Source organism: Polaromonas sp., from assembly GCF_013817205.1.
GTDB lineage: Bacteria > Pseudomonadota > Gammaproteobacteria > Burkholderiales > Burkholderiaceae_C > Polaromonas.
Genome location: NZ_JACDDD010000055.1, coordinates 1 through 26,748, shown reverse-complemented (window position 1 = coordinate 26,748; position 26,748 = coordinate 1). Strand labels below are relative to the sequence as shown.

Genomic DNA, 26,748 nt, shown 5'->3' with positions numbered 1-26,748 from the left:
GGGCAGTTCGCCCTAAATTGGCCAAAACCCATCCAGTACCCAGACAATTCGACGAACGACACGCATCGGCCGCTGCGCGCCCCAAATCATGTGCTCATCGGACTACTGGTGAAATATCCGGGCTAGCTCTGCGCGTGCGGCGGCGGGCGCTGAATGATCTGATGGCTATCATTCAGCAAAGAATATTTTTAGGAATGATCAGATGGACCGACTCTCGCGCGAAGATTGGCTTGACTTCGGGCTCAAGGTGCTCCGTGACGAAGGGCCGCAATCACTGAAAGCTGATCCGCTGTGCAAGCGCTTGGGCGTAACACGGGGTAGCTTCTACTGGCACTTCGACAGCGCAGGCGCTTTTCTTCTGGCAGTTGTCGAGCGCTGGGAGACAAGAGCGACAGACCATGTCATTGCAGCGGTGGAAAGGCTCAAGGGTGATGCAGCGGCGCAGCTGCGCTACCTGCTGCGGCGAGTGGGCGAGCTGGATATCCAGTTGTACGAAGCGATCAATAGCCTGCGTGAGCAGCATCCGGAGCTGGCGAGCGTGCTGCGCCGCGTCCATGACCGGAGACTGCAATTTGTGTCCAAGCTATACGAGGCGTTGGGGTTTGACGCGCCCGAAGCAAGGTTGCGAGCCCAGCTCACCTATGCCTGGGCCATGGGTGAGTTGCTTGTCCGGGAGCCAACCCGAACAGCGTATTCCAAAGCGCAGATCGACGCCATCGAGCGTCTGCTGATGACCCGGTGAGTGCCAGCTTAGCGATGTGCTGCACCGGGCTCCGCCTGCACAGCGACGGCCAGGCAAGCCAGCCCGATCAGCAGGATGAAGGGCGAAAACAAGCGCGTATCCCAGTAGGCAAAGCGTGAGTCCGTGACGCGCTTGAAAAAGCCGACATAACGAAATTCCCCGATCGCGCGCAGCACGAACACTGCGCCACACGCTGCCAGCAGCGCGCGAGCCCAGTTCCAGGACAACGTGATACCTGAGCCGCTTTGCACCAAGGCCGCCAAGGCCGCGACGCCGATCAGAAAAAAGGCAACAACCAATGTGCCAAGGGGCGACGGGTGAAAGAGTGATTCGCCGCCCATGGCGGCGGGTCGGCGCGGGATGACCAAGTCGGCGCCCAATCGACCGCCAGCGGCCCAGTACAAGTGGAAAACGACCACCAGGCCAAGGCCAAAAACAATGATCCCCAGTGCGAAGTCACGCATGACGCCTCCTTCTATCCATACAGTCTGTACTGTAACCCATGGTCGGCCTCTCACAGGATTCAGCCGAGTCGGCGGGAGCAGGCGGGGAATTTAGACGCAATGACAAACCATTTAGTCAGGCAAACTGATTAAAAAAAGGGTTTACTTATTCTAACGACACCCATAAAGTACTGGTCATGCACCCAGTACTGTGATTAAAAGCAGAGCTGGTATCTAAAGCCCAGAAGTTTTCCCATACTGATATCAAGGAGTTTTTCATGGATCTGCCCAACAAGACCAACCCCGCCCTGAACACCGAAAAAGCCAAGGCTCTGCAGGCCGCGCTGGCCCAGATCGAAAAGCAGTTCGGCAAAGGCACGATCATGAAATTGGGCGCCGGCGAGGTGATCGAGGACATCCAGGTGGTGTCTACCGGCTCGCTGGGCCTGGACATTGCGCTCGGCGTCGGCGGCCTGCCGCGCGGCCGGGTGGTGGAAATTTATGGCCCGGAGTCGTCCGGCAAAACCACGCTGACCCTGCAGGTGATTGCTGAAATGCAAAAGCTGGGCGGCACCTGTGCCTTTGTGGACGCCGAGCATGCGCTGGACATCCAATACGCGCAAAAGCTGGGCGTCAATCTACAAGACCTGCTGATCTCCCAGCCCGACACTGGCGAGCAAGCCCTGGAAATCGTGGATTCGCTGACCCGCTCCGGCGCGGTTGACTTGATCGTGGTCGACTCGGTGGCGGCGTTGACCCCCAAGGCCGAGCTCGAAGGTGAAATGGGCGATTCACTCCCCGGCCTGCAAGCCCGCCTGATGAGCCAGGCACTGCGCAAGCTGACGGCCCACATCAAGAAGGCCAACTGCATGGTCATCTTTATCAACCAAATCCGCATGAAGATCGGCGTGATGTTCGGCAGCCCTGAAACCACCACCGGCGGCAATGCGCTGAAGTTCTACGCCTCGGTTCGCCTGGACATCCGCCGTATCGGTTCGATCAAAAAGGGCGAAGAAGTCGTGGGCAACGAAACCCGGGTCAAGGTGGTGAAGAACAAGGTGGCGTCACCGTTCAAGATGGCAGAGTTCGACATCCTCTACGGCGAAGGCATCAGCCGCTTGGGCGAGGTGCTGGATCTCGGTGTGGCCGGGCACATTGTTGAAAAAGCCGGCGCTTGGTACGCCTTCAACGGCGAAAAGATCGGTCAGGGCCGCGACAACTCGCGCGAATTCCTGAAAGAAAACCCCGAGCTCGCCATCGAGATCGAGAACAAGGTGCGCGAATCCTTGGGCATCCCGCTGATCCAGGACGCTGTCGGCAGCAAGCCCGAAAAAGCTGAGAAGGCCGACAAAGCCGAAAAAGCGCCCAAAGTCGCCGCTGTTTGAGAAAAAGGGATGGCTCAGCCGGTTCGATGACAAATCGGCCTCTAGCCCTTATCCCTCAAGCGCAAATAGCTATCAAAAATATAGCAATCGATCGTTAGTTTGAGCATGCCAACCGACAAACCGGCTGCCGTATCGGGTTTCGGCCTGTCCCTGAAGGGCCGCGCCCTGCGTTGTCTCGCGCAGCGTGAGCATTCCCGCGCCGAGCTGGAGCGCAAGCTGGCGGCACATGCCGAATCGCCCGAGCAGCTGGCGCAGGTGCTGGACGATTTGCAGGCCAAGGACTTCATCAGCGAGGTCAGGGTGGTCGAGTCGGTCATCAATCGGCGTGCTGCACGCTTTGGTGCATCTCGCATCAAGTACGAGTTGCTGAATAAGGGGCTGAGCGCTGACGCAGTCACCACTGCCGTGTTGCAACTCAAACAGAGTGAGGACGATCGGGCGCGGGAAGTCTGGCTTCGCAAGTTTGGAGTGCCCGCCGCGGATGCCGCCGGGCAGGCCCGCCAGATGCGTTTTTTGCTGACGCGTGGATTTTCAAATGAGGTGGTGCGCCGAACCCTCAGGCAGGCGCGAGGGCCTGATGCGCGGGATGACGCAATGACAGTACCCGCCGACCTTTGACGCAGCGCAGACGCGTGCCTTGCCGCACCGAGGACATTGGGAGTCTCAACCAGACGACATCACAAGTAGGTCCTTGCTGACACCAACAGCAATCCGGGCGCAAGAGATTAAAGGTGCTTGGGAAACGCACATCTTTACCGGTCGGCGTTGGCCAGCATAACGGCCAGCAAGGATTGGCTGCCTTAAACCCTCAATTTGCAAACAGCACAAGGAAAAGCCATGAGTGATAACAATCCACGCAATCAAGACCCAATGACCGGTGAGCCAGGCGCCCATCCCGTGGGCACCGGTGTCGGCGCCAGTGGCGGCGCCGTCACTGGTGCGGCTATAGGTACCGTGGTTGCAGGGCCGGTGGGCACCGTTGTAGGCGCAGCTATCGGCGCAATCGCCGGCGGTTTGGCTGGCAAAAGCGTTGCCGAAGGCATGAATCCCACCGAAGGTGGAGCGCCGGAAGAGCATGCTGTAGGCACGACATTGGGCGCGTCTGGTGGCGCTATTGCCGGGGCAAGCATTGGCGCCATTGGCGGACCCATTGGCATGGCGGCGGGCGCGGCCATTGGCGCTGTGACAGGTGGTATGGCGGGCCAGGGCGCGGCTGAAGTCGTCAATCCTGACCCGACTGACCGCTTGGGCGACCATCACCTGGCATCGGGCCTGGGGGCCGGTGGTGGGGCTGTCGCTGGCGCTGCGATTGGCGCTGTTGCCGGCCCTGTCGGCATGGCAGCAGGGGCAGCCATTGGCGCACTTGCAGGCGCCAAGGCTGGTGAAGGCGCTGGCGAGGTTGTCAACCCGAACCCGGCGGATGACCTGACTGACCACAATTTGGCGGCGGGCGTCGGTGCGGGTAGCGGCGCCATCGCTGGCGCGGCCATCGGCGCTGTAGGCGGTCCCATCGGAATGCTGGCGGGCGCGGCGATCGGCGCTGTTGCTGGCGGCAAAGCCGGTGAGGGCGTTGGTGAAGTTGCCAATCCCAAGCGCGGAGATGAATTGAGAGAGCATCAGCTGGCCTCGGGCGTGGGCACGGGCGGCGGCGCACTTGCTGGAGCGGCCATAGGCGCCGTGGCTGGGCCGGTGGGCGCAGTGATTGGTGCGGCGGTTGGTGCCGGAGCGGGCCACATGGCCGGCAAGGGTGCTGGAGAAGCCATCAATGCCAAGCGCGGTGATGAAGTCGGTGACCACAATCTGGGCACCGGCGTTGGCGCAGGTTCTGGTGCCGCCGCGGGCGCCATGGTGGGCGCGGTGGGCGGACCTGTGGGCATGGCGGTGGGTGCGGCCGTCGGTGGACTGGCCGGCGCAGCTGCAGGCAACAGTGTGGCCAAAGTCGTGAACCCGGTGGCTGAAGATACGCACTGGCGTGGCAGCTACAACACACAGCCCGACTATGTGCACGGCTATACCTACGACGAAGACTACCTCCCCGCCTACAGATTGGGTTACCAAAGCCGGGACCGGTATGCCGGCCGCAGTTTTGACGAATCGCAAACCATGTTGCAAAGCGATTGGGAGCGCGTGCGTGGTAATTCGCGTTTGACGTGGGCCCAGGCCCAGCAGTCCGCACGTGCCGCATGGCACCGGGTGGAGCGGGCTTTGCCAGGCGATGCCGATGGCGATGGCCGCTAACAACTAGTCTGATCGCCAGACTGAAGCAGTCGCGAAAACCGCCCTTTCGGGCGGTTTTTTCATTCAGGATGAATCAAAGTCCGAGCATCAGCTCAAGGTTTTGCACCGCAGCGCCGGAAGCACCCTTGCCCAGGTTGTCCAGTCGCGCGATCAACACGGCATGGCGGAACTCTTCATTGCCAAACACCCGCAGTTCCATCTTGTTCGTGTCGTTCAGCGCCAGCGCGTCTATGGACGTGCCGTCCCCGACCGGCTCGACCGTCACCCAGGGGCTGCCGGCGTAGTGGCGCGCCAGCGCGTCCTGCAGCTGCGCTGCGGTGGGCTGGCCCGGTAGCAGGTCCAGGTGCAGTGGCAACTGAACCAACATGCCCTGCTTGAAGTTGCCGACAGAGGGCGTGAACACCGGCCGGCGTGTCAGGCCCGTGTACTCCATGATCTCCGGCAGGTGTTTGTGCTTGAGGTTCAGGCCGTAGATCTGGTACAGCGGTGCCTTGCCGGCCTCATAGTCCTCAATCATGGTGCGGCCGCCGCCGGAGTAACCACTGACTGCAGGAATCGTCAGCGGGTAATCCTTGGGCAGCAGACCAGCATCGACCAGCGGACGAATCAACGCGATCGCGCCGGTGGAATAACAGCCTGGGTTGGCGACACGGTCGGCTGTGGCCACGGCGTCGCGCTGGCCGGCGGCAAGCTCGGGGAAGCCGAACACCCAGCCCGGCGCGGTGCGGTGCGCGGTGGACGCGTCGATAATCTTCGGGCCCGTTTTGCCGCTGCTGCGCGCCAGGTCGTCGATCATGGCGACCGATTCGCGCGCCGCGTCATCGTGCAGGCAAAGCACCACCAGATCGACCGTGCCCATCAGCGCCCGCTTGGCGGCCGCATCCTTACGCAACTCGGGCGCGATGCTGACCAGCTCGATGGCGGGCATGGCTTGCAGGCGCTCGCGGATCTGCAGACCCGTGGTACCCGCTTCGCCGTCGATAAATACCTTGGCCATGTGGCGTTCTTTCTGTGGAGGTGCTAAAAAATTGCCCATCGGGCGCGCACAATAATTGTGCATCGCAACATGATACAGTTCTGCGCTGCTGCCTGCAGTGACCGGAGTCCTTACATTTTGGTGATTTTTGCGGAATGTCGCAGAAGCTCATCAAATCCTGGAACGCCCCTTTTACCGAATCCTGGAAGTAATTTCATGAAAATTCACGAGTACCAAGGCAAGGAAATCTTGCGCAACTTCGGTGTGCCCACGCCGCGCGGCATTCCTGCCTTCACCGTGCAGGAGGCTGTTGAAGCTGCACAGAAACTTGGCGGCCCGGTGTGGGTGGTCAAGGCCCAGATCCACGCCGGTGGCCGCGGCAAGGGCGGCGGCGTGAAGGTTGCCAAAACCATCGATGATGTCAAACGCATCGCTGGTGAGATTCTCGGCATGCAGCTCAAGACGCACCAGACTGGCCCTGAAGGCCAGAAAGTTCGCCGCCTCTATATTGAAGACGGCGCAGACATCCAGCAAGAATATTACGTCTCCGCCGTGACTGATCGCGAGTCCCAAAAGGTGGCCTTCATCGCTTCCAGCGAAGGCGGCATGGACATCGAAGAGGTGGCTCATACCAATCCCGAAAAGATCATCAAGGTGTTTGTTGATCCCCTGGTCGGCTTGACCGACGCGCAGGCCAAGGAAATATGTTCCGGGATTGGCATGCCTGCCGACTCGGTTGCGCAGACTGTCGACATCCTGCAAAAGCTTTACAAGTGCTATATGGAAACCGACGCGTCGCTGGTTGAAATCAACCCGCTGAACCGCAACAGCAAGGGCGAAGTTATGGCTCTCGATGCGAAGTTCAACTTCGACGCCAATGCCTTGTTCCGCCATCCTGAAATCGTCGCCTTCCGCGACCTGGACGAAGAAGATCCGGCTGAAGTCGAAGCCAGCAAGTTTGACCTTGCCTACATCAGCCTGAACGGCAACATTGGTTGTCTGGTCAACGGCGCGGGCCTTGCGATGGCCACCATGGACACCATCAAGCTGTTCGGCGGCGAGCCAGCCAACTTCCTGGACGTGGGCGGCGGCGCAACGGCAGAAAAAGTTACCGAAGCTTTCAAGATCATGCTGAAGAACCCGGATGTCAAGGGCATCCTGGTCAATATCTTCGGCGGCATCATGAAGTGCGACACCATTGCCGACGGCGTGATCACTGCCTGCAAGGCTGTGAACTTGTCGGTTCCGCTGGTGGTGCGCATGAAGGGCACCAACGAGGACCTGGGCAAAAAGATGCTGGCCGAGTCAGGCCTGCCCATCATCGCCGCAGACACCATGGCCGAAGCCGCGACCAAAATCGTCGCCGCCGTCAAATGAATCACCCCCGATGCGCCGTTGGCGCTTCCCCCTCGAGGGGGCAGCCAACTGTGGCCTGGCAAAGCCAGATCCACTGCGGCCACTTGATCGCAACCGTCACCGAATGAGGCAGCCATGAGCATTTACATCAACAAAAATACCAAAGTCATCACGCAGGGCATCACGGGCAAGACCGGCCAGTTCCACACCCGCATGTGCCGCGACTACGCCAACGGCAAGGAATGTTTTGTCGCCGGTGTGAACCCGAAGAAGGCTGGCGAGGACTTCGAGGGCATCCCGATTTTTGCCAACGTGACCGAGGCCGCCAAAGCCACCGGTGCCACGGTGTCGGTGATCTACGTGCCGCCAGCCGGCGCTGCTGCTGCGATTTGGGAAGCTGTTGAAGCCAACCTGGATTTGGCCATCTGCATCACTGAAGGCATTCCGGTGCGCGACATGCTGGAATTGCGCAACCGCATGAAGGCCAAGGAAGCCGCCGGCGGCAAGAAAACGCTGCTGCTGGGCCCCAACTGCCCCGGCCTGATCACGCCCGAAGAAATCAAGATCGGCATCATGCCCGGGCACATTCACCGCAAGGGCCGTATTGGTGTGGTCAGCCGCTCCGGGACACTGACCTATGAAGCCGTGGCGCAATTGACCGAAATCGGCCTGGGGCAGTCCAGCGCGGTCGGCATCGGCGGCGACCCGATCAATGGCCTGAAGCACATCGACGTGATGAAGGCTTTCAATGACGACCCGGATACCGATGCCGTCATCATGATCGGCGAAATTGGTGGGCCGGACGAGGCGGAAGCTGCCATGTGGTGCAAGGCGAACATGAAAAAGCCTATCGTCGGCTTCATCGCCGGTGTGACGGCCCCGGCCGGCAAACGCATGGGCCACGCAGGCGCGTTGATCTCCGGTGGTGCCGATACGGCGGATGCCAAGCTGGCGATCATGGAAGAGTGCGGTTTTACCGTGACACGCAACCCGTCTGAAATGGCCAAGCTGCTCAAGGCATTGCTGTAACTTTCGCGTATTGCGGTTAGCCACAACAGACAGACCGGTTGTCGTCGCTGACAATCGGTTTTTTGATTTTTTCTGAGAGGTTCCCATGGAAGAGTTCATGACGGCCAGCTTCTGGCTTGCGGTTGGCCAGATCATCATGATCGATATCCTGTTGGGTGGCGACAACGCAGTCGTGATCGCTCTGGCATGTCGGAACCTTCCCCCCAAGCAGCGGACCCAAGGGATTATTTACGGCACCATGGGTGCGATCGTGCTTCGCGTCTTGCTGATTGCCTTTGCGCTGGCTCTGCTGGCCGTGCCCTATCTCAAGATTGTTGGCGCCTTGCTGCTGCTCTGGATTGGCGTCAAGCTGCTGCAACCCGAAGCGGAGGACGCGCACAATATCAGCTCCAGCGACAAATTGTGGGGCGCGGTCAAGACGGTGATCATTGCGGACTTGGTGATGAGTGTGGACAACGTGCTGGCGATTGCGGGCGCGGCCCAGGGCGCTCATCAAGACCATCAGCTACCACTGGTGATTTTTGGCTTGCTGGTCAGCATTCCCATCATTGTCTGGGGCAGCCAGTTGGTGCTCAAGCTGATGACCCGCTTCCCGGTCATCATCACGCTGGGAGCCATGTTGCTGGGCTGGATCGCTGGCCAGATGGCCTGGACCGACCCCGCCCTCAAACCCTACCTGCCTGCCTCTCCGGTATGGGGATATGCGGCCGCGGCTACAGGTGCTTTGCTGGTGTTCCTCGCCGGAAAGCTCATGCAGGCGCGCCACAAGCCTGCCGCAACAACCTGAGCTGCCACGCCCCGGGCCGTGAGCTGGGGGCCACAGCGCGGCGGCGCCAATTTGCAACACAAGCCTCAGGCCGCGTGCAAAAGTCCCTTGTCCGGGCTCAAGGCGTCTGTTAACGTCCACAAACGGGATTTGTAACTGCGATGTAACGTGAACGCATGGCCGTTAGCGTCACACGTCGGAGCAGGCGGATATGAACAGCGAACCAGGACAAGGGGCGGGACGTGGCCACATCATCAAGTAAGCGCGGGCAATTCTGGCGGGCAGACTGGTTTGTTGGCGTCCTGGTTGTGCTGGCCGTGCTTGTTCTGCACAGCGTCACTGACTTTTTTGGCACGCTGGAACGCCGTTATTACGACTTTGCCAGCACCAGCACCTCGCGTCAGCCATCGGATCGCATTGTCATCATCGCCATCGACGACCAGAGCATCGCCAACATCGGCCGCTGGCCGTGGCCGCGGGATGTGCATGCGCAGCTGATTGACCAACTCGCTGCGGCCAAAGCGAAGACCATTGCCCACACCGCTTTCTTTTTCGAGCCCCAGACCGATCGGGGCCTGGTTTTCATCCGCAAGATGAAGGAAGCGCTGGGACCGGCGGCGGACCCCGCTGCCCCTGGCGGGCTGGCCGAAGAACTGGGCAAAGTGATTGCCGAGGCTGAGAGCGCGCTGGATACAGACGCCAAACTCGGCGCCAGTCTTGCCAAGGCGGGCAACGTGCTGGTGCCCTCGGTGTTTGTGCTGGGCGAGCCCCAGGGCCGGCTGGACCCCTTGCCCGCTTACGCGCTCAAGAGCGCCGTGGCAGAGCAAAAAAATTTCTCATTGGCTGCCGTCAGGGGGCAGCAACCGATCGCCGTCATTGGCAACAGTGCAGCCGGGATTGCCCACTTGAATCAGTTGCCGGATGTGGATGGTGCGGTGCGCCAGGAGCCCCTGCTGATCAACTATTCCGGCCAGGCTGTCCCGTCCATGGGCCTGTTGGCCGCCGTTAAAAGCCTGAACCTGGGTACCGCCGACATCCGACTGAACAATGGTGAGTCCGTGCAGATTGGCAGGCTGCGCATAGCTACGGACGAGGCCGCTCTCATGTTGCCGCAGTTTTACAAAAGTCGCGACGGCAGGCCGGCCTTCGCTGTGGATTCGTTTTATGACGTGCTGTCGGGCAAAATCCCGGCCAGCAAATATGCCGACAAGATCGTGATCATTGGCGCGACAGCCGCTGGCGTCGGCACGCAGTTTCCGACGCCGGCCGGCCCCGGTCTGTCGCCGGCGGAGACCATTGCCCACATCACCTCAAGCATTTTGAGCGAGCATTTTATTGTCCAGCCGGGCTGGGGCATCTGGGCCACGCTTGCCGCGCTCCTGGTGGTCGCAGCCTACCTGATCGCGGGCTTGCCTCGTTTGTCCGCCGGCAAGGCGGCGTTGATAACGCTGGGACTGTTTGTGCTTTTGCTGGTCGCCGAGTTTGGCCTGCTGTCGGGCTCGGCGACATGGCTGCAGCTGGTGTTTCCAGCCGCGCTGCTGGTGATCGGCCATCTGACGCTGACGACCAAGCGCTTCCTGATGACGGAAGCCGGCAAGATCCGTTCCGACGAAGAGTCTGCCGAAACCAGCCGCATGATGGGTCTGGCCTTGCAGGGACAGGGCCAGCTCGACATGGCTTTTGACCGTTTCCGCCGGGTGCCGTTTACCGATGCCTTGATGGACAACCTGAACAACCTGGCGCTTGATTTCGAGCGCAAGCGTCAGTTCAACAAGGCGCAGGCGGTGTACGAATACATGGCCAGCCATGACAAGAACCACAAGGATTTGCAGGCCAAACTCAACCGCGCCAAGAACCTGTCGGAGACTGTGATTCTGGGCGGCAGCGGCGCCCACCCCGGTGGCACCATGCTGCTTGATGGCGGCGGTGTTGAAAAACCCATGCTCGGCCGCTACCAGGTCGAAAAGGAGCTGGGCAAGGGTGCCATGGGCGTGGTGTATCTGGGTAAGGATCCCAAGATTGGTCGCGTGGTCGCCATCAAGACCATGGCCTTGAGTCAGGAGTTCGAAGGCGACGAGCTGACCGATGCGCGCGAGCGTTTCTTCAGGGAGGCAGAGACTGCCGGGCGCCTTCAGCACCAGAACATCGTCACGATTTTTGATGCCGGCGAAGAGCATGACCTGGCTTATATCGCGATGGAGTTTCTCAAGGGCAAGGATCTGGCAGACGTGACCAAAGACGGGCATCTGCTGCCGATGGCCAAGGTCCTGTCCATCGTGGTGCGTGTGGCGGAAGCGCTGGCCTATGCGCACAAGCAACACGTGGTGCACCGAGACATCAAGCCGGCCAACATCATGTACGACCCGGAGACGGATACCGTCAAGGTCACCGATTTCGGTATCGCCCGCATCACCGACTCCAGCAAGACCAAAACCGGCATGGTGCTGGGAACACCCAGCTTCATGTCACCCGAGCAGATTGCCGGCAAAAAAGTTGATGGCCGTTCCGATCTTTATTCACTGGGTGTGATGTTGTTCCAGATGCTGGCGGGGGTTCTGCCTTTCCGCGGTGAATCTATGGCGGAGCTGATGTACAAGATTGCCAATGAGCCGGCGCCGGACATCCGCATCATCCGCCCGGAACTCTCCGCGCAGCTTGCAGATATCGTGAGCCGGGCGCTCAGCAAGAGCTCCGAGACGCGGTATCAGGACGGTGACCAGTTCGCCGCAGACCTGCGTTCCGTTGTTTCTTCGCTGGCCGACGGGCCGTCAAACCATGTGGCGCCAGCCACGGCGCAAGCTGATTCAGGTGGCCTTGAGAAAACTGTGGTCTTTCCCACCGCAGACGCAGCTGAATTTGAGAAGACAATTGCAGTGCGCAACCAACTGGACCCTGCGCCAGGCCCTACCGATAACGATGTGAAGTCATAACAAAAGCACAATGAATTACGAGATCTGTACCCAGACCGACCCCGGCTTGACGCGGGATAACAACGAAGATGCGGTCACCTTTGATGCCGCGACCAAGCTCTGCATTCTGGCCGACGGTATGGGGGGGTACAACGCCGGCGAGATCGCCAGCGGCATGGCCACGGCTTTCATCAAATCGGAACTTGCACGATGGCTGTCGCAAGCTGGCAAACATGCCAACTCCAAGGAGGTTCGGCGTGCCATGGAAATCTGCGTTGAAAACGCCAACCATTCCATTTTCAACGCGGCCAACTCCAACCCGCAGTATTCCGGCATGGGCACCACGCTGGTGGTTGGTGTGTTCCAGAGCACGCGGCTGATGCTGGGCCATATCGGCGACTCTCGCTGCTACCGCCTGCGGGGGGGGGAGCTTCAGCAGATCACGAAAGACCACTCTCTGCTGCAGGAACAGATTGATGCCGGTCTGATCACGCCGGAACAGGCCCTCACCTCGGTCAACAAGAACCTCGTCACGCGGGCGCTGGGTGTGGAAGACGCGGTGTTGCTGGAAGTCAACGAACATCGCGTGGAACTGGGCGATCTCTACCTGATGTGTTCCGATGGCCTGTCGGACATGATTGGGGACGGGGAGATTGCGGCTATTCTATCGGGGTCGAAGCCGCTGGATCAGATGGCCCGCAGTCTCGTGGGCGCGGCCAACAATGCAGGTGGCCGGGATAATATTTCGGTATTGCTGGCACAGGCGAAAGAGGCGACGGTCAAACGCGGGCTGCTGTCCAGAATGCTGGGAAAATAGCAGATGAATGCCATAGAAAAAACAGACAGGAGTCGGCCATGCCGAAAATGATCGTCTCAATTGACGGGGTCGTGATCAAGGAGGTACAGCTGACCAAGGACCGTACGTCCCTGGGTCGGCGGCCTTACAACGACATCGTCATTGACAACCTGGCCGTCAGTGGGGAGCACGCTGTGCTGCAGATGTCGGGAAATGAAGTATTCGTTGAGGATTTGAACAGTACGAATGGCACCTATCTCAACGGCAAGGCCGTCAAGAAGCAGCAGCTCAACAATGGCGATACTGTGGAGATTGGCAAGTACAAGATCAAGTACGTCAATGAGGTCGTCGGTGCCGGCTTCGAGAAAACGATGATCATCAAGGCCGGGTCGGTCACGCCTGCAGCCAGGGCGGCCCCGACGGCTCCTGCAGAGGGTGGGACCGGCAATGCAGCCATTCGGGTCATGTCGGGTGCCGCAGCTGGGCGGGAGGTGGCGCTGGTCAAGGTGGTGACCACCATCGGCAAACCCGGCGTGGCGGTTGCAGCCATCACCAAAAGACCACAGGGCTTTGTTGTGGCTCACGTTGAGGGGGACAGCAAACCCACCCTGAATGGTGCGCCGATTGGTGTCGAGCCGGTGTCCCTGAAAAATGGCGATGTCCTCGAGTTGGCAGGGACACAAATGCAGTTTGTTCAGCGTTGATCCGGGCGTTTGACGGCCGCTGACCGGCATACTGCTTTCAGGCGCCGCTTTCAGGCGCCGCTTTCTGGGAGGCCACATGCGACTTCTTTCCCGGCATTGGCCTCGCATTGCCGTCACACTCATACCGCTTGTCTTTGGGCTGTTGCATGCCGGCGATGTACTTCGCCTCGACGTCTTGCAACGGCTGGATCACATCCTCTACGATGCCCGCCTGCGTGCCACCATGCCTAGGACGCTCGACGAACGCATCGTCATCGTGGACATCGACGAAAAGAGTCTGGCTGAAGTCGGGCGCTGGCCTTGGGGGCGCGACAAGCTTGCGGTACTGGTGCAGGAGCTGCTGGTGCAGCAAAAAGCCGCATTGCTGGGTTTCGATGTCTTTTTCCCCGAACCTGACGAGAGTTCGGGGCTTAAGCGCCTGCTGCAACTTGCCAAGAACGAGCTGCGCGATCAGCCTGGGTTCAGCGAGAGGTTGGCGCAACTGCAGGGGTCGCTGGACTACGATGCGGTCTTTGCTAAGTCCCTGGAAAAGCAAGCGGTGGTGCTGGGTTATTACTTCACCAGTGACAGTGGAGGACTCGTCAATGGCGTTCTGCCTGCTCCGGTCATGCAACAACAGGCATTGCGCGGGCGACCGATCCGGTTCGTCAGCTACAGCGGGTACGGTTCCAACATCGAGCCGCTGGCAGGTGCGGTGGCCTTGGCCGGTCATACCAATCCGATAGTGGAAGGTGATGGCGTCGTCCGTTCGATCCCCGTGATTGCGGAATACCAGGACAAGTATTACGAGTCTTTGTCGCTGGCGATGTTCCGCCTCCTGACAGGGTTGCCAAGCGTAGAGCCAGGCTTTCCGCAGGAAAAATTCCTGTCCCGCAACTATCAGGGGCTGGAGAGCATTTTGCTCAGACAGGGCAACAAGACGATGGCGTTGCCAGTGGACCAACGGGTAACGACGCTGGTGCCATTTCGGGGGCCAGGAGGACCCAATGGCGGCTCTTTCAAGTATGTATCAGCATCCGACGTACTGGCCAAACGCGTGGCACCGGGGCAATTGAAGGACAAAATCCTGCTCCTGGGCACCACCGCCCCGGGCTTGCTCGATCTGCGGGTCACCCCTGCCGGAGAGGCCTACCCCGGTGTGGAGATTCACGCGAACATGATTTCCGGGTTTCTGGATGGCAAGGTATTTGTCAAACCCGACTACGCAGTTGGTTATGACGTCCTGATCCTTGTCCTGGCGGGGCTGACCCTGGCGTTTTCGTTGCCCATGCTGTCTGCTCCCAAGGCCGTGGCGGTCAGCGCTGGCGTGGTGGCGGTTCTGGTTGGCCTCAACTTTTGGCTGTACTCGGCCCACGGCCTGGTCTTGCCTTTGGCCACGGCACTGGTGATGGCGGTGACTGCTTTTGCGCTGAACATGAGTTACGGCTACTTCGTCGAGAGCCGGTCCAAGCGTGAACTGGCGCACCTGTTTGGCACCTATGTACCGCCGGAACTGGTGGACGAGATGGTCAAAGACCCGGACAGCTACAGCATGAAGGCGTCGGCCAAGGAGTTGACCGTGATGTTTTGCGACATGCGCGGCTTCACCAGAATGTCGGAGACCATGGAGCCTACGCAACTCCAGGCGCTGCTCAACAGTGTTTTCAGCCGGCTGACCGGCCTTATTCGCGGCAACCGGGGCACCATCGACAAATACATGGGCGACTGCGTGATGGCGTTCTGGGGGGCGCCTGTGGATACGCCGGAGCACGCCAGTCTGGCTGTCAAGACGTCGCTTGAAATGGTGCGCGCGGTGCAGCAACTCAATGAGGAGCATCGCACGAAGGGCTTGCCGGAAATCGGCATCGGCATCGGGCTGAACACCGGTAGCATGTGTGTCGGGGACATGGGCTCTGACATCCGGCGCAGCTATACCGTGATTGGCGACTCGGTCAACCTCGGGTCGCGTCTGGAAGGCCTGTCCAAGACCTATGGGGTGGACACCGTGGTCAGCGAATCGACGCGCAGGCTGGCCCAGGATTTCGCATGGCAGGAGCTTGACAGGGTTCGTGTCAAGGGGAAAGACCAGGCGGTGGCTATTTTCTGGCCGGTGACGGCCCTGAGCCAGCTTGACAGCCGCAGCGCCGGCGAACTGAAGGAGTGGGCGCTGGCCCTCAAGGCCTACCGTGACCAGTCCTGGGATGACTGCGATGTACATTTGCTCAACTTACAGAGGATGAATGGGCAAAAGTACCTTTACCGGCTGTACGAGGAGCGTGTAGCCTCCATGAGGTTGTTGCCCTTCGATCCCGAGTGGGATGGCGCAACCAACTTTGAAACCAAGTAAACGCAGCCAGCCGGCGCATCAAGCCAGAAAAACCATGAAAGTACGTGTACTCGGGTGTTCGGGAGCCATTGCCAGGGACTGCCGGACCACATCTTTTCTGCTTGATCACGACGTGCTGGTCGACGCAGGAACAGGGGTGGGGGACCTCACGCTGGACGAGATGCGTGGCATTGACCACGTCCTGCTCACGCATTCTCATCTGGACCATGTGGCAGCGCTGCCTCTGATGGTCGATGCCATTGCCGCGCAACGCACATCCCCGATTCAGATCCATGCACTGCAAGGCACGATTGACGCGCTGCGGGCGCATATTTTCAATAACACCATCTGGCCAGATTTTTCACGCATTCCGGCACCGGAGGCGCCATTTGTCAGTTTCCACCCGCTGGCCGTCGGCCAGACCCTGTTGCTCGCCGGAAAACTGGTGGAAGTACTGCCTGCGGTGCATACTGTCCCGGCGGTGGGGTATGCGGTTGCCGCCGAATCTGGCTGCTGGGTATTTACCGGCGACACCGAACGCAATCCGGCCTTGTGGGCCCGCATCAACCAGCTCAATGTGGCGATGCTGGTGATTGAAACGGCCTTCAGCAACCGGGAGCGGGACCTGGCCAAGCGCAGTTTGCATCTGTCGCCGCATGCGCTTGCCAGCGAACTCGACTGCATCGACAAAGGCAAAAATTATCCGATCTACATCACCCATACCAAGCCCGCCGAGACTGATTTGATCATGGCCGAGATTCAGCGTTTCGATCAGACCGCACCGTTTGGCCCCAACGTCACCCATGACATCCGCTGGTTGCGTGCGGGTCAGGAGTTTGAACTATGAGTGCGGCATTGCAGCGGGACCCTGAAGGTGAATTCTTCGACTCACAAATGCTTCCGCCGCAGGAGCGTGGCGTCACGTTTGAAGCGCTCTACTTTCGCCAGCTGCAACTGGTGACCAACCGTATTCATGAGACCGAAAACATCGACCAGATCATGCTGGATGCCAGCCAGGACATCTGCAAGCTTTTCAATGCCGACCGGTTGACCCTGTACGCGGTCAATGAAGACCGCAGCTCCATTGTTTCCAAAGTCAAAACTGGCTTGAACACCAGCCGCGACTTGAAGCTGCCCATCAGTGCGCAAAGCGTGGCCGGTTATGTTGCCATGTCGAAAACCATGGTGAACATCGTCGACGTGTATGACGACGAGGCGCTGAAAAAAATCCACCCCAACCTGAGTTTTCTGCAAGAGGTGGACAAGCGCTCCGGCTACCGCACCAAACAGATGCTGGTCGCGCCAGTGATGGACGGGAATACGCTTTACGGCGTTTTGCAGGTCATCAACAATCGCAGTGACCAGCCGTTTGGCCGGCTTGAAGAAGACGGCGCGCAACAGCTTTGCAAAACCCTGGGCATTGCGATTCGTCAGCGCATGCAAAAGGTCGAGGAAGCGCAGCGGCGCAGGGCGACCAAGTACGACGGCCTGGTGGCAGACGGGGTGCTGTCGCAGGACGAGTTGCAGCAGTGTGTGCAGAAGGCTCGCGAGGAGATGCAATCGGTCGAACATCTGTTGATGGCCGACTACCGGATTCGTCCGGCGCAGATGGGGACGTCGCTTGCCAAATTCTTTGGTGTGCCTTATGAGGCCTTTAACCCAGGCCGCATACGCTCGGAAATGTTGCACGGACCGCTCAAGCGACATTTCGTCGAGCAGCAGGGCTGGATGCCGCTCGAAGAAAGCCCTGAGGGGCTGGTCATCATGTGTGTGGACCCGGAAGCGGTGCGTGGTGCCCGTGTGGTGCCCCAAGTTTTTCCAAGAATCAGCAAGTTCGCCTACTGTGTCACCACGCAAACGGAGTTTGAGGAAACCCTGGGCCAGCTGTTTGGCGCAGGCAATGAGGGCGGCTCGATCGACCAGCTGTTGGCGGACATGGACGCGCCGCTCGAAAACGACGCCAGCGATGATTCCGCGCTAGAGTCTGCTGCCGCAGACAACGAGCTGGTCAAATTCGTCAACAAGGTCATTATTGACGCCTACAAGCAGAAGGTGTCCGACATTCACATCGAACCCATGCCGGGCAAAGCCAAGACCGGCATTCGCTTTCGCATCGATGGCACCTTGCAGCCTTATATTGAGGTTCCCGCACAGTTTCGCCAGGCCATGGTCACGCGGCTCAAGATCATGTGCGACCTGGACATTTCGGAAAAACGCAAACCGCAGGACGGCAAGATCAAGTTCAAAAAATACGGGCCACTCGATATTGAGCTGCGCGTGGCGACGATTCCGTCGGCTGGCGGTGTCGAAGACGTGGTCATGCGGATTCTGGCGGCGGGCGAGCCCATCCCTCTGGAAAAGCTGGGCCTCACCGCACACAACAAGGAACGTCTTGAAAGAACTGTTTCCAAGCCGTACGGCCTGTTTTATGTGTGCGGTCCCACCGGTTCGGGAAAAACCACGACGCTGCATTCCATTCTGAAGTTCCTCAACACCCCGGACACGAAAATCTGGACCGCCGAGGATCCGGTGGAGATTACACAAAAAGGACTGCGCCAGGTTCAGATCAACAAGAAGGCGGGCATTGACTTTGCGCTTGTGATGCGGGCCTTCCTGCGAGCTGATCCCGACATTATCATGGTCGGCGAATCACGCGACAAGGAGACCGTGTCCATGGGGGTGGAGGCTTCGCTCACTGGGCATATGGTGTTCTCGACGCTGCACACCAACTCAGCGCCCGAGTCGATCACGCGCCTGCTGGACATGGGCATGGATCCCTTCAATTTTGCGGACGCGCTGCTGGGCATCCTCGCGCAACGGCTTGCCAAAAAACTGTGTGATTGCAAAGAGTCGTATCAACCCGACGCGCAGGAGCTCAAGGATTTCATCAAGGAATATTCAGAAGAGCTGCGCAATACGCAGGCCTGGAAAACCGACCCCGGCGGTGAAGCGCAAGCCCTGCTCGATGACTGGATGCAGCGCTATGGCAAGGACGGTCACCTAACCCTCTACCGGGCCAAGGGCTGCGACAAATGCAATCAGACCGGCTACAAGGGTCGCATTGGGTTACACGAGTTGATGATTGCCGATGACGCCGCAAAAAAGCTGATTCAGGAACGCGCGCGGGTCGCCGAGCTTTTTGCAGCGGCTGTCAACAGCGGAATGCGGACGCTGAAAATGGACGGCATGGAAAAGGTCTTGATGGGGCTGACGGACATGAAGATGGTGCGGTCGGTCTGTGTCAAATAACGCGGCGGCGCTTTTGACGAGCTGACGGTCAGGGTATGGCCTTGGCACATCGATATGATGCTGTTTTCCTTTCGTCAGGATCTGGTTCATGCTCAAACAGTTGATGCGCACACTCTTTTCAGCGGGGAAACGCTCTTGGACGGTGGAAGAGGTTCGCGAGCTGATCGAGGCCGGTGATTTCTCAGCTGCGCAGGCCGCCGCCGAACAGCTTCATGCGGCGACACCAAGGCGCGATTTGACCAAGGACTGCATTCTTGCCGAGATAGCATTTCGCCAGATGCGGGATACCGACGCCGAAGACGGGTTTCGCGCGGTCCTCAAAGAGGCCCCTGGGTTCGCGGACGCTCATTTTGGACTGTCGCTGTTGCTGCTTGAGCAAGGTGACACGGAAGCCGCCATTGAGCATGCCCAGTTCGCTAAAGTCATTTCACCGAATGACTCCCGCTACCTCGCTCAGCTGGGTGTTTGCCAAGTAACTTTAGGGAACTTTCAAGCAGCGGAATCGCCATTAACGCAAGCGCTACGCCTGAATGACGAAGACAAAAACGCCTGGAACAATTTGGGTGTAGTTTGCCTTGCCAAGTCGGCGCCCGGAGAAGCGTATGCATGCTTTTCAAAAGCCCTGAAACTCGATTCGTCCTTTACGCTAGCGCTGCAGAACCTGTCACACTTGGAGGCTGAGATGGATGCCGCAGGGGTCGTTCTTAGCGCTGCTGTAGCGTCTGTGGATGCCGTAGGCGGAACCGCGTCGGATACTGAGCGAGAGCTTTGGCAGCAGCAGTGGGATGAAGTAAATACTTTGCGGAGGGCGGGGCAAACGGAAGCTGCTCTGGCTGAGGCCGAGCGCATATGCATGGAATGGTCCGATTTGGCCGGACCCGTATGTGAACTAGGCGCCTTGTATCGCCAGTTGGGGGATTTCCAAAGCGGGCAGGATGTTTTACGAGCGTATTTGGTAGCTCATCCCGACGATGGTCAGGCACTCGCAGCATTGGGGGCTGCGCTTCTTGCCGCGAATGAGAACATTGGGGCGCGCGATTATCTAACTCGCGCGAGAGATGTCGGATATGAAAATACAAAGATGCTGGCCGACTTGGCGCAGTCACTGAGCAATCTGGAGAAGCATGCTGAGGCACTTGAACTCAGGCGAAAAATTTTCGAACTTGAGCCCAATTTTGTGCGTCAGGCGCAACTGGCCGCCGACTTGGCGACAGCATGTCAATATCAACAAGCTATTGAATTGTTTGATGAGCTCATCGAAAAAGAGCCTGCAAGCAAAAGCGTATTTCTTGTTTCCTACGCTGTGGCGCAAGCATACAGCGGTCATTTTAACAAAGCGTTGACGTTGTTGAATGACGCCTTGTCGCATCAACCTCACGATGCCGGGCTCCACATGCAGCGTGCACAAATCAATCTCTTGACGGAAAATTTTAGCCAGGGCTGGGCAGACTATGCTTACCGTGGGCTTGCCTACACCCGACAGTATCGGGTGTTGCCGTTCACGAGATGGCAAGGCCAAGACTTGCATGGTAAGTGTGTGGTGGTTCTGGCTGAGCAGGGCCTAGGCGATCAAGTCATGCTTGCTTCGTGCCTGCCAGACCTGTTGGCTTTAGGGCCTTCCAGAGTTGTTGTTGAGGTCATCGAGCGGGTCGCCCCGACGCTTGCCCGATCGTTTCCGGAGTGTGAAGTTGTTCGTAGTCTCCAGGACAGAAAAATGACGTGGGCGAAAACGGTTGGAGATGTCGACTACTTTGTCCCCTTGGGTAATTTGCCGCAATATTTTCGAAATAACCTGGAGGCTTTCCCAGGCACGGCCTATCTCAAAGCTGATCCAGATCGTGTAGCGTATTGGCGGCAGAAACTGGAGAGTGCCGGCCCCCGGCCATGGATTGGCGTTTCATGGCGGGGTGGTGTGCAGGCGACGCGACAGGTTCTGCGCTCAATGTCTCCTGCTGAGCTTGAACCCATGGTGGCTTCACTGGATGCTACCTGGATCAGTTTGCAGTACGGCTCTGTGGAGGAGGAGTTGAAGGTCGCCGAGGCTGCTCATGTCAAATTGACGCACTGGAATGAGGCCATTGCTGACCTGGACGAGTTTGCGGCGTTGATTCAAGCCTTGGATTGCGTGGTGACTGTGTGCAATACGACCGTTCACTATGCGGGCGCCCTTGGGAAGAAGGTGCTGGTGCTTGCGCCGCATATTCCGGAATGGCGCTATGGATTGACAAGCACCCGGATGCCATGGTATCCCGATGTAAGTGTGCTGCGACAACCGCACCACAATGACTGGCTGGGCGTTATTCGCGAGGCGACCCAGCGGCTTAAAGACAATTTTTGATACCTGCCCCGACAATTTTGTCGGGCGCTGCCACAAAAACCAGTTTTTTTCCTTAAACATTGCAAATTTGTGGCCTTCACTGCTTGGCATGGGAGTTGCTGGCTTTGATTGGCACGACTGCATATGTCGGGCACTTAGGTCGGTTCAATTTCAAGGAGTTTTTATGAAATCAATGCAAAAGGGTTTTACCCTTATCGAGCTGATGATCGTTGTAGCGATTATTGGCATTTTGGCTGCAGTGGCGTTGCCTGCTTATCAGGACTACACCATTCGCGCGCGCGCTTCCGAGGTGATTTTGGCTGGATCTGCAGCGCGCACATCCGTTACTGAGGCAGCTCAGCTGGCCAATACCATGGGTATCGGCAATCCCGCCGCTAGCGCAATTGCGCTCGGTATTTCATCGTCGAAATTCGTGTCCAGTGGTACCGTTGGCGATTCTGGAACCATTGCCATTGGCGCAAAGAGTGCAATTGGTACGGATGTATTCGCCGTGACTTTGACACCTACTTGGACCGGTCAGACGGTTACTTGGGTTTGCAACGCTTCTGTTCCGAAGTACGCCCCTGCCTCTTGCCGCGGTACCTGATCGTTTAACTTTAGATTGTGGAAGGGCGCATCACTGCGTCTTTCTACAAGTCAGGACTTAGATGTTGAGTTTTCTACGCGCGGGACGAAAATCCGAAATCAAGGAATTCGCAGTAGATCTGGCAGCCCAAATTGCCAAGCGTTATCCGCCCGCACTTGACAGTCAACCGGGAAAACGTCCTTCCGTCAATCGCCTAACGCGAATTACGGAAGATGCCTGTACCAAGGCAGTGGAATTCCACGATACGCACGAGCTGGGCTGGTTATCCCGCGCGCGATTGGGAAATCATTTCCGCTGGGCATTGGCCGAGCTAGGCTACACCAAAGAATTTGTCGACTTTGCTACAGAGGCTGTAGTTGTGCATATCAGTCGCAAACGCTAACGCAGTAGAACGGACACAGGGAGCGCCCCGACCCTAATATATTTGAGAGGGTCGGCACCGTGGGCGTGGCGCTATTATTACAGTCATGCCAAACATCAACGACCACGAATACAGCATCTTCAGCCAGAATGGTGAGGACGGAATCATTGCCTTTCTGACCGGTGGGTTGAAGGACAATCGCAAGCGGTTCATCGAGATCGGCACTGCAGATGGCGGCGAGAATAACAGTCTCTATCTGCTCAAGCTCGGCTGGACTGGGCTGGGCATTGATGCAGACCCCGAGAACATCCGGCGGTATATGGCCCGCATCACCCACAAGCCGTTTGCGGAGCGCCTGACCCTGGCCCGCATGAAGGTCGGCTGGGACAACTGCCAATGGATTGTTGACGAGTACGGCGACAAAAATCCGGACTTCTTTTCACTGGACATCGACAGCGTCGATTACTACGTGGCCTACCGGATGTTACAGCTGGGCTTTCGCCCCTCGGTCGTTTGCTGCGAGTACAACGCCTTTCTGGGCAAGGGTCCGCTGACGGTGATGTATGAGGAGGACTTCTCGCGCAGGCGGCTTGATCCCCAGCGCGGCCTGTACTTCGGCGTTGGCGTCGGCGCTTGGAGGCATTTGTTCGCACAGTATGGCTATAAATTCTGCGGCGTGGACACGGCGGGAGTGAACGTCTTTTTCTGCCGGCCTGAAGCCTTCGCGCCGGGCTTCCTGGGCGATGTTAACGGCCCCGAGCATGCTTACACCCGGATTTTTGTGAACAAATTCCGTATGCCTGGCGAAGAGCTTGAGCGCGAGTTGTTGGGGCGGTCAGACCTGGTTTTTGTCGACGTAACCGAGGAGAGTGTGGAAGACATCGTGGCCGATTGCGAACTGCCGCCGGCGGATGGCCCGCAGGTGTTCACACTCGGTCCGTCGGCTGTTGCAGACGCCAGGCCGGTGGCCGCGGTGAGCTCAGGAATCAACCCTCCGAAGAAGATGCCGGTCGTTCATGCGGCAGCGACCTTTCATGCGGAAGGCTACGAACGCTTTGGCAAGGAGTTCATCGAGTCGTTCCGGCGCCACTGGCCGAAGGAAACCAAACTGTGGATTTTTGCTGAAGGTTGCAAGCCCGAGGGCTGCGACCGGGTGATCGTACGCGATCTGCACGAAGACGCGCGAGACCTGGTCGAATTCAAGCAGCGGCATGCCGCGAATCCCGGCGCACGCGGTCATTTCGGTGAAACCTATCAATACATGCTGGACTCGGTGCGATGGAGCCACCGGATTTTTGCGCTGCGCGAGGCAGCTCTGCGTAGCGATGCGGACATCCTGGTGAACATTGACGCGGACATCGTCTGTTTCCAGAACATGCCGATGGAGTTTCTGGCGACGCTGATGCCTGAAGACGCGGACATAGGCTTTATGCCGCGTAGAAACATCTACTCGGAGTGCAGCTTCGTCCTCTACAACCTGAGAAATCCTGTCGTTCGCAAGTTCATCCTGGATCACACGGACTACTACACCCACGACAAGATTTTCACGCTGGCACGATGGACCGATTGCCACGCCTTTGATTCCATGGTGGCCGCTCACCGCAAAGCCTCAGACCTGAAGTTCTACAACATCAACGAGGGCGTGCCGGATTCCATGCACCCCTTTGTCAACGGTCCTCTTGGCCGGTACATGGACCACTTAAAGGGCGGGCGCAAGGACGAGGGGCGTTCCAGCGACAAAGACCTGGTCGTTGTGCGCACCGAAGAGTACTGGGCCAAGGCGCGTACGGCCGACAGGTAAAGGTAACTCTATTTTGCCCCTGAAAAGGGTGCTCCATAGCTGATGGTAAAAATCAAGTAACGGAGAATTGAAGATGAGCAAGACAAAAGACGGACATCAGCGGGGCAAGTACTCTTTGAATTCAAGCTGGTAACAGTGCACCTGGTGAAGGCTGGGCAAGCGGTAATGGCGAAGGTGCCGGGGATGCCCACCAGACGCTGCCGTTACCGTATCAGGACCGCTGATCGGCGCGCAGCATGTGCTGCTTTTCCTCGAACCAAGGGTTTGCATAGTCACAGGAAGTGAACTCGTTGAAATACGGCCCGCCAGTGGTGTAGTGCACATTAGCAACGTCTGCGCGTGGCTTGTCGTAGCCGACCAGATGATTCCAACCCGGTGGCAACTCGCCGATCAAGCCGTCATCGCCCAGCCACTTGAATTGATGCAGTTCAAGACCGCTGGCGGTATTGACGAACTCCGGCGACAGTGCCTGGCACTTCGCATTGTTGAATAGGACCACACTTGACCAGTTCTTTTTGCCGTAGGCGGTCTGCTTCTCATTGTGAAATTTCGACGACTCGAGGGGGACATGGTTGTGCTTGACACACATCACCGCGTAACGCTCGTCACGCATAGCCCACAAGTTCGCGATGTCGTCCAGTACGAGCATGTCGCAATCCATGAAAACGGACCATCCCTCGTAGTTGCTCAGGTGGGGCGTGAGAAAGCGGGAAAAGGAAAAGTCTGTTGACTGGAGCGGATCCCGGTTTCGCCACATCAACTCTTTCAGGTTGTTCAAGGCCAGCGGGATGAAGCTCACGGGTTGTGACGAGCGTGCGAGGATGCTGTGGGTCAGCACATGCCAGGCCACCGTCTCGCGAGGGTCAAAACCGATGAAAATTCGGATCATGAAGGTGTGCCTCCAGACTCGGCAGCTACAGGAAACTCCATGAAAACCTGCTTGATGTACGCGGACTTGTAAATGCCATAAACAATGGCGATATCAAGCAGGCCGCAGCTCGCCAAAAACAGCTCCGGGCGCCGCCACACATCGGCATGCCACAAAAACCAGCCCAGCACGCCGAGATTGATGACCGCTGTGGTCGCTAGGATGACGCGGCCATTGCGCCAGATAAATCTCAATATTGCACCCGCCGATGGGTGCCGGGAAAAGCCCGCGTAGGCGAGGGCCAACACAGGTGCTTCCAGAAGCAGCACAGCGGCCGACAAGCTGCTGCTGGCCAGCTGGATGGCGTCAGGCGATCTGCGCGAGGCCAGGGTGATGATGAGGAGTAACCAGTGCCGGCCCAGAAACGCCATGGCCAGCCACAGGGGACCCGGGATGCTCAGGACGCCGAAGCGATTGACATTCAGGTAGCGCTCGTCCATTTCAGCCATGGTCAAATATAGCGCAAGAAGTGCCCGAGGCGGGTCACCTTCCTCGCGCTCATTGACGCCCTTAGTCGACTTTGCGGTTGTGCGATACGCTGGTGGCCATCTGCTTTACGTTAGAGTGCGGATATGACGATTTTGGTTACTGGCTTGTCAGGCTTTGTAGGCGCGCACATTTGCCCACTTGTAAACGCGGTGGATTTGGGAGGTAACGACAGGTTTGTCGATCTCAGAGACCCAGCCGGGGTTCGCCAGGCGGTGAGCCGACTGTCTCCAGCTGCCGTCATTCATCTCGCCGGCCAAAGCTCAATCGGTGGCGCGATTGAGAATCCGCTAGAAACTTATGAAGTCAATTTCATGGGAACTCTGAATCTCTTGAATGCGCTTCGGGACGCTGGCTTTAAGGGGCGATTTCTTTACGTAGGATCGGCGGAGGTGTACGGCGTCGTGCCTGAAACAGAGCTGCCGGTGATTGAAAATCGGACCCTGCAACCGCAAAATCCGTACGCCGTAAGCAAAGTTGCCGCCGAGGCCCTTTGCTACCAGTGGAGTCAAGCAGGGCCTTTCGAAATTGTCATGGCACGACCGTTTAATCATATTGGGCCAGGGCAGACAACGCGATTTGCGGTGGCTGATTTTGCCCAACAAATCACGCGCGCGCGTATGGGCAAAAGGGATCCCATCCTTCAGACAGGTGACGTGGATACTACGCGGGACTTTACCGATGTGCGCGACATTGCCAGGGCCTACGTCTCGCTGCTTGAGACGGGCGCCAATGGTGAAACATATAACGTATGTTCGGGCGTTGAGAAAAGCTTGCGGGAGATCATCGCTGTGCTGTGCAAAACTGCGGGGGTGGAAATGCACATAGAAGTTATGCCAGAACGCCTTCGCAGCAGTGATCGACGACGAATGCGTGGTAGCTTCGAGCGTCTGCACTCACGAACCGGCTGGCGGCCGCAAATTCCAATGGAAAAGACTTTGCAGGACATCATGAATTACTGGTACAAAAGGGAAAGCGTGTGACAGCACTCACAGCGGGCGCAATAGGACAGGATGCCCCATGCAGAATGCCAGTCCACTAGAGGGAAACTTTTGACCTTCATCAACCGTATTTTGATTAGTCACGGTCGTGGAATTTATTCATTACCCGGAAAAAGACGGATCCGGTAGCTCGGATTCAGCCAGGCAAACGAAACGGCTTAGGGCGCAAATCGGGACAGCCTATATACATAGTAGCTCCTCATAGCCTTTACCAAGCCCCACCCCTAAGGAATCTCTGCAAAACTCAGCCAACCGGTGAGTTCTGAGAAGCGTTATATGTCGATGAAACAAATCAGCCTTGCTGCCAGCGGATACGAGCTTGTCACCAAGAGGACGCGCAAGCGCGTGT

The 26,748-nt window shown here is 58.3% G+C and carries 22 protein-coding genes; 18 read left to right on the top strand and 4 right to left on the bottom strand.

The annotated features are described in order from the left end of the window. Positions 1-202 precede the first annotated feature (202 nt). Positions 203-742, top strand: coding sequence for a TetR/AcrR family transcriptional regulator (locus H0W47_RS13040; protein WP_296925060.1), 540 nt, complete (start codon positions 203-205; stop codon positions 740-742). Between the two features lie 8 nt (positions 743-750). Here H0W47_RS13040 and H0W47_RS13035 read toward each other — a convergent pair whose 3' ends face one another. Continuing rightward, complete coding sequence (locus H0W47_RS13035) at positions 751-1,206, bottom strand: DUF3995 domain-containing protein (protein WP_296925057.1); 456 nt, start codon at positions 1,204-1,206, stop codon at positions 751-753. A 257-nt stretch (positions 1,207-1,463) separates the two neighbouring features. On the opposite strand from H0W47_RS13035, the gene recA reads away from it, so the two are divergent. The 3 genes from recA to H0W47_RS13020 all read left to right on the top strand — a co-directional run bounded on the left by recA (position 1,464) and on the right by H0W47_RS13020 (position 4,808). Next, complete coding sequence (gene recA, locus H0W47_RS13030) at positions 1,464-2,570, top strand: recombinase RecA (protein WP_296925055.1); 1,107 nt, start codon at positions 1,464-1,466, stop codon at positions 2,568-2,570. Positions 2,571-2,675: 105 nt separating this feature from the next. Next, positions 2,676-3,188 carry a recombination regulator RecX gene (gene recX / locus H0W47_RS13025; protein WP_296925053.1) on the top strand — a complete coding sequence of 171 codons (513 nt, stop codon included), beginning with the start codon at positions 2,676-2,678 and terminating at the stop codon, positions 3,186-3,188. Positions 3,189-3,407: 219 nt separating this feature from the next. Beyond that, entirely contained in the window at positions 3,408-4,808 is a 1,401-nt protein-coding gene (locus H0W47_RS13020; RefSeq protein ID WP_296925050.1) for a glycine zipper domain-containing protein, read from the top strand. A 73-nt stretch (positions 4,809-4,881) separates the two neighbouring features. Here H0W47_RS13020 and argC read toward each other — a convergent pair whose 3' ends face one another. Next, the gene (gene argC, locus H0W47_RS13015) at positions 4,882-5,805 is read right to left on the bottom strand and encodes an N-acetyl-gamma-glutamyl-phosphate reductase (protein WP_296925047.1); all 924 of its coding nucleotides are present in this window, start codon (positions 5,803-5,805) and stop codon (positions 4,882-4,884) included. A gap of 195 nt (positions 5,806-6,000) precedes the next feature. On the opposite strand from argC, the gene sucC reads away from it, so the two are divergent. The 13 genes from sucC (at position 6,001) to H0W47_RS12950 (ending at position 23,984) form a co-directional block, all read left to right on the top strand. Next, on the top strand, positions 6,001-7,161 hold the full coding sequence (gene sucC / locus H0W47_RS13010) for an ADP-forming succinate--CoA ligase subunit beta (RefSeq protein ID WP_296925044.1): 1,161 nt from the start codon (positions 6,001-6,003) through the stop codon (positions 7,159-7,161). Positions 7,162-7,275: 114 nt separating this feature from the next. Beyond that, positions 7,276-8,169, top strand: coding sequence for a succinate--CoA ligase subunit alpha (gene sucD, locus H0W47_RS13005; RefSeq protein ID WP_296925042.1), 894 nt, complete (start codon positions 7,276-7,278; stop codon positions 8,167-8,169). 85 nt (positions 8,170-8,254) lie between these two features. Continuing rightward, positions 8,255-8,956: a TerC family protein gene (locus tag H0W47_RS13000; protein WP_296925039.1), complete on the top strand. Its 702-nt coding sequence runs from the start codon at positions 8,255-8,257 to the stop codon at positions 8,954-8,956. Between the two features lie 221 nt (positions 8,957-9,177). Beyond that, entirely contained in the window at positions 9,178-11,865 is a 2,688-nt protein-coding gene (locus H0W47_RS12995; RefSeq protein ID WP_296925038.1) for a CHASE2 domain-containing serine/threonine-protein kinase, read from the top strand. A 10-nt stretch (positions 11,866-11,875) separates the two neighbouring features. After that, positions 11,876-12,661: a Stp1/IreP family PP2C-type Ser/Thr phosphatase gene (locus H0W47_RS12990; RefSeq protein WP_296925036.1), complete on the top strand. Its 786-nt coding sequence runs from the start codon at positions 11,876-11,878 to the stop codon at positions 12,659-12,661. Between the two features lie 38 nt (positions 12,662-12,699). Beyond that, positions 12,700-13,344, top strand: a complete 645-nt coding sequence (locus tag H0W47_RS12985; RefSeq protein ID WP_296925033.1) for an FHA domain-containing protein — start codon at positions 12,700-12,702, stop codon at positions 13,342-13,344. A gap of 76 nt (positions 13,345-13,420) precedes the next feature. Next, positions 13,421-15,670: a CHASE2 domain-containing protein gene (locus H0W47_RS12980; RefSeq protein ID WP_296925031.1), complete on the top strand. Its 2,250-nt coding sequence runs from the start codon at positions 13,421-13,423 to the stop codon at positions 15,668-15,670. A 34-nt stretch (positions 15,671-15,704) separates the two neighbouring features. After that, the gene (locus H0W47_RS12975) at positions 15,705-16,496 is read left to right on the top strand and encodes a 3',5'-cyclic-nucleotide phosphodiesterase (protein WP_296925029.1); all 792 of its coding nucleotides are present in this window, start codon (positions 15,705-15,707) and stop codon (positions 16,494-16,496) included. After that, positions 16,493-18,898: a GspE/PulE family protein gene (locus tag H0W47_RS12970; protein ID WP_296925027.1), complete on the top strand. Its 2,406-nt coding sequence runs from the start codon at positions 16,493-16,495 to the stop codon at positions 18,896-18,898. The genes H0W47_RS12975 and H0W47_RS12970 overlap by 4 nt, the downstream gene beginning before the upstream one ends. A gap of 88 nt (positions 18,899-18,986) precedes the next feature. Beyond that, complete coding sequence (locus H0W47_RS12965) at positions 18,987-21,236, top strand: tetratricopeptide repeat protein (protein WP_296925025.1); 2,250 nt, start codon at positions 18,987-18,989, stop codon at positions 21,234-21,236. Between the two features lie 163 nt (positions 21,237-21,399). Next, a complete protein-coding gene (locus H0W47_RS12960; RefSeq protein ID WP_296925022.1) occupies positions 21,400-21,822 on the top strand; it encodes a pilin in 423 nt (140 codons plus the stop codon). 61 nt (positions 21,823-21,883) lie between these two features. Next, positions 21,884-22,204: a hypothetical protein gene (locus H0W47_RS12955; RefSeq protein WP_296925020.1), complete on the top strand. Its 321-nt coding sequence runs from the start codon at positions 21,884-21,886 to the stop codon at positions 22,202-22,204. A gap of 85 nt (positions 22,205-22,289) precedes the next feature. Further along, a complete protein-coding gene (locus tag H0W47_RS12950) occupies positions 22,290-23,984 on the top strand; it encodes a hypothetical protein (protein ID WP_296925017.1) in 1,695 nt (564 codons plus the stop codon). Positions 23,985-24,195: 211 nt separating this feature from the next. Here the strand turns inward: H0W47_RS12950 and H0W47_RS12945 are convergent, their stop codons facing one another. Together H0W47_RS12945 and H0W47_RS12940 are read right to left on the bottom strand one after the other, a co-directional pair. Beyond that, positions 24,196-24,873 (bottom strand): glycosyltransferase, encoded by a 678-nt coding sequence (locus H0W47_RS12945; RefSeq protein ID WP_296925015.1) that lies wholly within the window; start codon positions 24,871-24,873, stop codon positions 24,196-24,198. Next, positions 24,870-25,361 carry a DUF2919 family protein gene (locus H0W47_RS12940; protein WP_296925012.1) on the bottom strand — a complete coding sequence of 164 codons (492 nt, stop codon included), beginning with the start codon at positions 25,359-25,361 and terminating at the stop codon, positions 24,870-24,872. Before H0W47_RS12940 ends, H0W47_RS12945 begins: the two co-directional genes overlap by 4 nt. Before the next feature lie 123 nt (positions 25,362-25,484). On the opposite strand from H0W47_RS12940, the gene H0W47_RS12935 reads away from it, so the two are divergent. Beyond that, on the top strand, positions 25,485-26,381 hold the full coding sequence (locus tag H0W47_RS12935; RefSeq protein WP_296925009.1) for a GDP-mannose 4,6-dehydratase: 897 nt from the start codon (positions 25,485-25,487) through the stop codon (positions 26,379-26,381). The last annotated feature ends 367 nt before the right edge of the window (positions 26,382-26,748 follow it).

What these genes read in the sequence shown, in the direction of transcription:
- H0W47_RS12955 (WP_296925020.1), top strand. Translation starts at nt 21,884, where the DNA reads ATGTTGAGTTTTCTACGCGCGGGACGAAAATCCGAAATCAAGGAATTC.
- H0W47_RS12940 (WP_296925012.1), bottom strand. Translation starts at nt 25,361, where the DNA reads ATGGCTGAAATGGACGAGCGCTACCTGAATGTCAATCGCTTCGGCGTC.
- H0W47_RS12965 (WP_296925025.1), top strand. Translation starts at nt 18,987, where the DNA reads ATGCTCAAACAGTTGATGCGCACACTCTTTTCAGCGGGGAAACGCTCT.
- H0W47_RS12935 (WP_296925009.1), top strand. Translation starts at nt 25,485, where the DNA reads ATGACGATTTTGGTTACTGGCTTGTCAGGCTTTGTAGGCGCGCACATT.
- H0W47_RS12980 (WP_296925031.1), top strand. Translation starts at nt 13,421, where the DNA reads ATGCGACTTCTTTCCCGGCATTGGCCTCGCATTGCCGTCACACTCATA.
- H0W47_RS12950 (WP_296925017.1), top strand. Translation starts at nt 22,290, where the DNA reads ATGCCAAACATCAACGACCACGAATACAGCATCTTCAGCCAGAATGGT.
- sucD (WP_296925042.1), top strand. Translation starts at nt 7,276, where the DNA reads ATGAGCATTTACATCAACAAAAATACCAAAGTCATCACGCAGGGCATC.
- H0W47_RS13035 (WP_296925057.1), bottom strand. Translation starts at nt 1,206, where the DNA reads ATGCGTGACTTCGCACTGGGGATCATTGTTTTTGGCCTTGGCCTGGTG.
- recA (WP_296925055.1), top strand. Translation starts at nt 1,464, where the DNA reads ATGGATCTGCCCAACAAGACCAACCCCGCCCTGAACACCGAAAAAGCC.
- H0W47_RS12990 (WP_296925036.1), top strand. Translation starts at nt 11,876, where the DNA reads ATGAATTACGAGATCTGTACCCAGACCGACCCCGGCTTGACGCGGGAT.
- H0W47_RS13020 (WP_296925050.1), top strand. Translation starts at nt 3,408, where the DNA reads ATGAGTGATAACAATCCACGCAATCAAGACCCAATGACCGGTGAGCCA.
- H0W47_RS12975 (WP_296925029.1), top strand. Translation starts at nt 15,705, where the DNA reads ATGAAAGTACGTGTACTCGGGTGTTCGGGAGCCATTGCCAGGGACTGC.
- H0W47_RS12945 (WP_296925015.1), bottom strand. Translation starts at nt 24,873, where the DNA reads ATGATCCGAATTTTCATCGGTTTTGACCCTCGCGAGACGGTGGCCTGG.
- H0W47_RS12970 (WP_296925027.1), top strand. Translation starts at nt 16,493, where the DNA reads ATGAGTGCGGCATTGCAGCGGGACCCTGAAGGTGAATTCTTCGACTCA.
- sucC (WP_296925044.1), top strand. Translation starts at nt 6,001, where the DNA reads ATGAAAATTCACGAGTACCAAGGCAAGGAAATCTTGCGCAACTTCGGT.
- H0W47_RS13000 (WP_296925039.1), top strand. Translation starts at nt 8,255, where the DNA reads ATGGAAGAGTTCATGACGGCCAGCTTCTGGCTTGCGGTTGGCCAGATC.
- H0W47_RS12960 (WP_296925022.1), top strand. Translation starts at nt 21,400, where the DNA reads ATGAAATCAATGCAAAAGGGTTTTACCCTTATCGAGCTGATGATCGTT.
- H0W47_RS13040 (WP_296925060.1), top strand. Translation starts at nt 203, where the DNA reads ATGGACCGACTCTCGCGCGAAGATTGGCTTGACTTCGGGCTCAAGGTG.
- argC (WP_296925047.1), bottom strand. Translation starts at nt 5,805, where the DNA reads ATGGCCAAGGTATTTATCGACGGCGAAGCGGGTACCACGGGTCTGCAG.
- H0W47_RS12985 (WP_296925033.1), top strand. Translation starts at nt 12,700, where the DNA reads ATGCCGAAAATGATCGTCTCAATTGACGGGGTCGTGATCAAGGAGGTA.
- recX (WP_296925053.1), top strand. Translation starts at nt 2,676, where the DNA reads ATGCCAACCGACAAACCGGCTGCCGTATCGGGTTTCGGCCTGTCCCTG.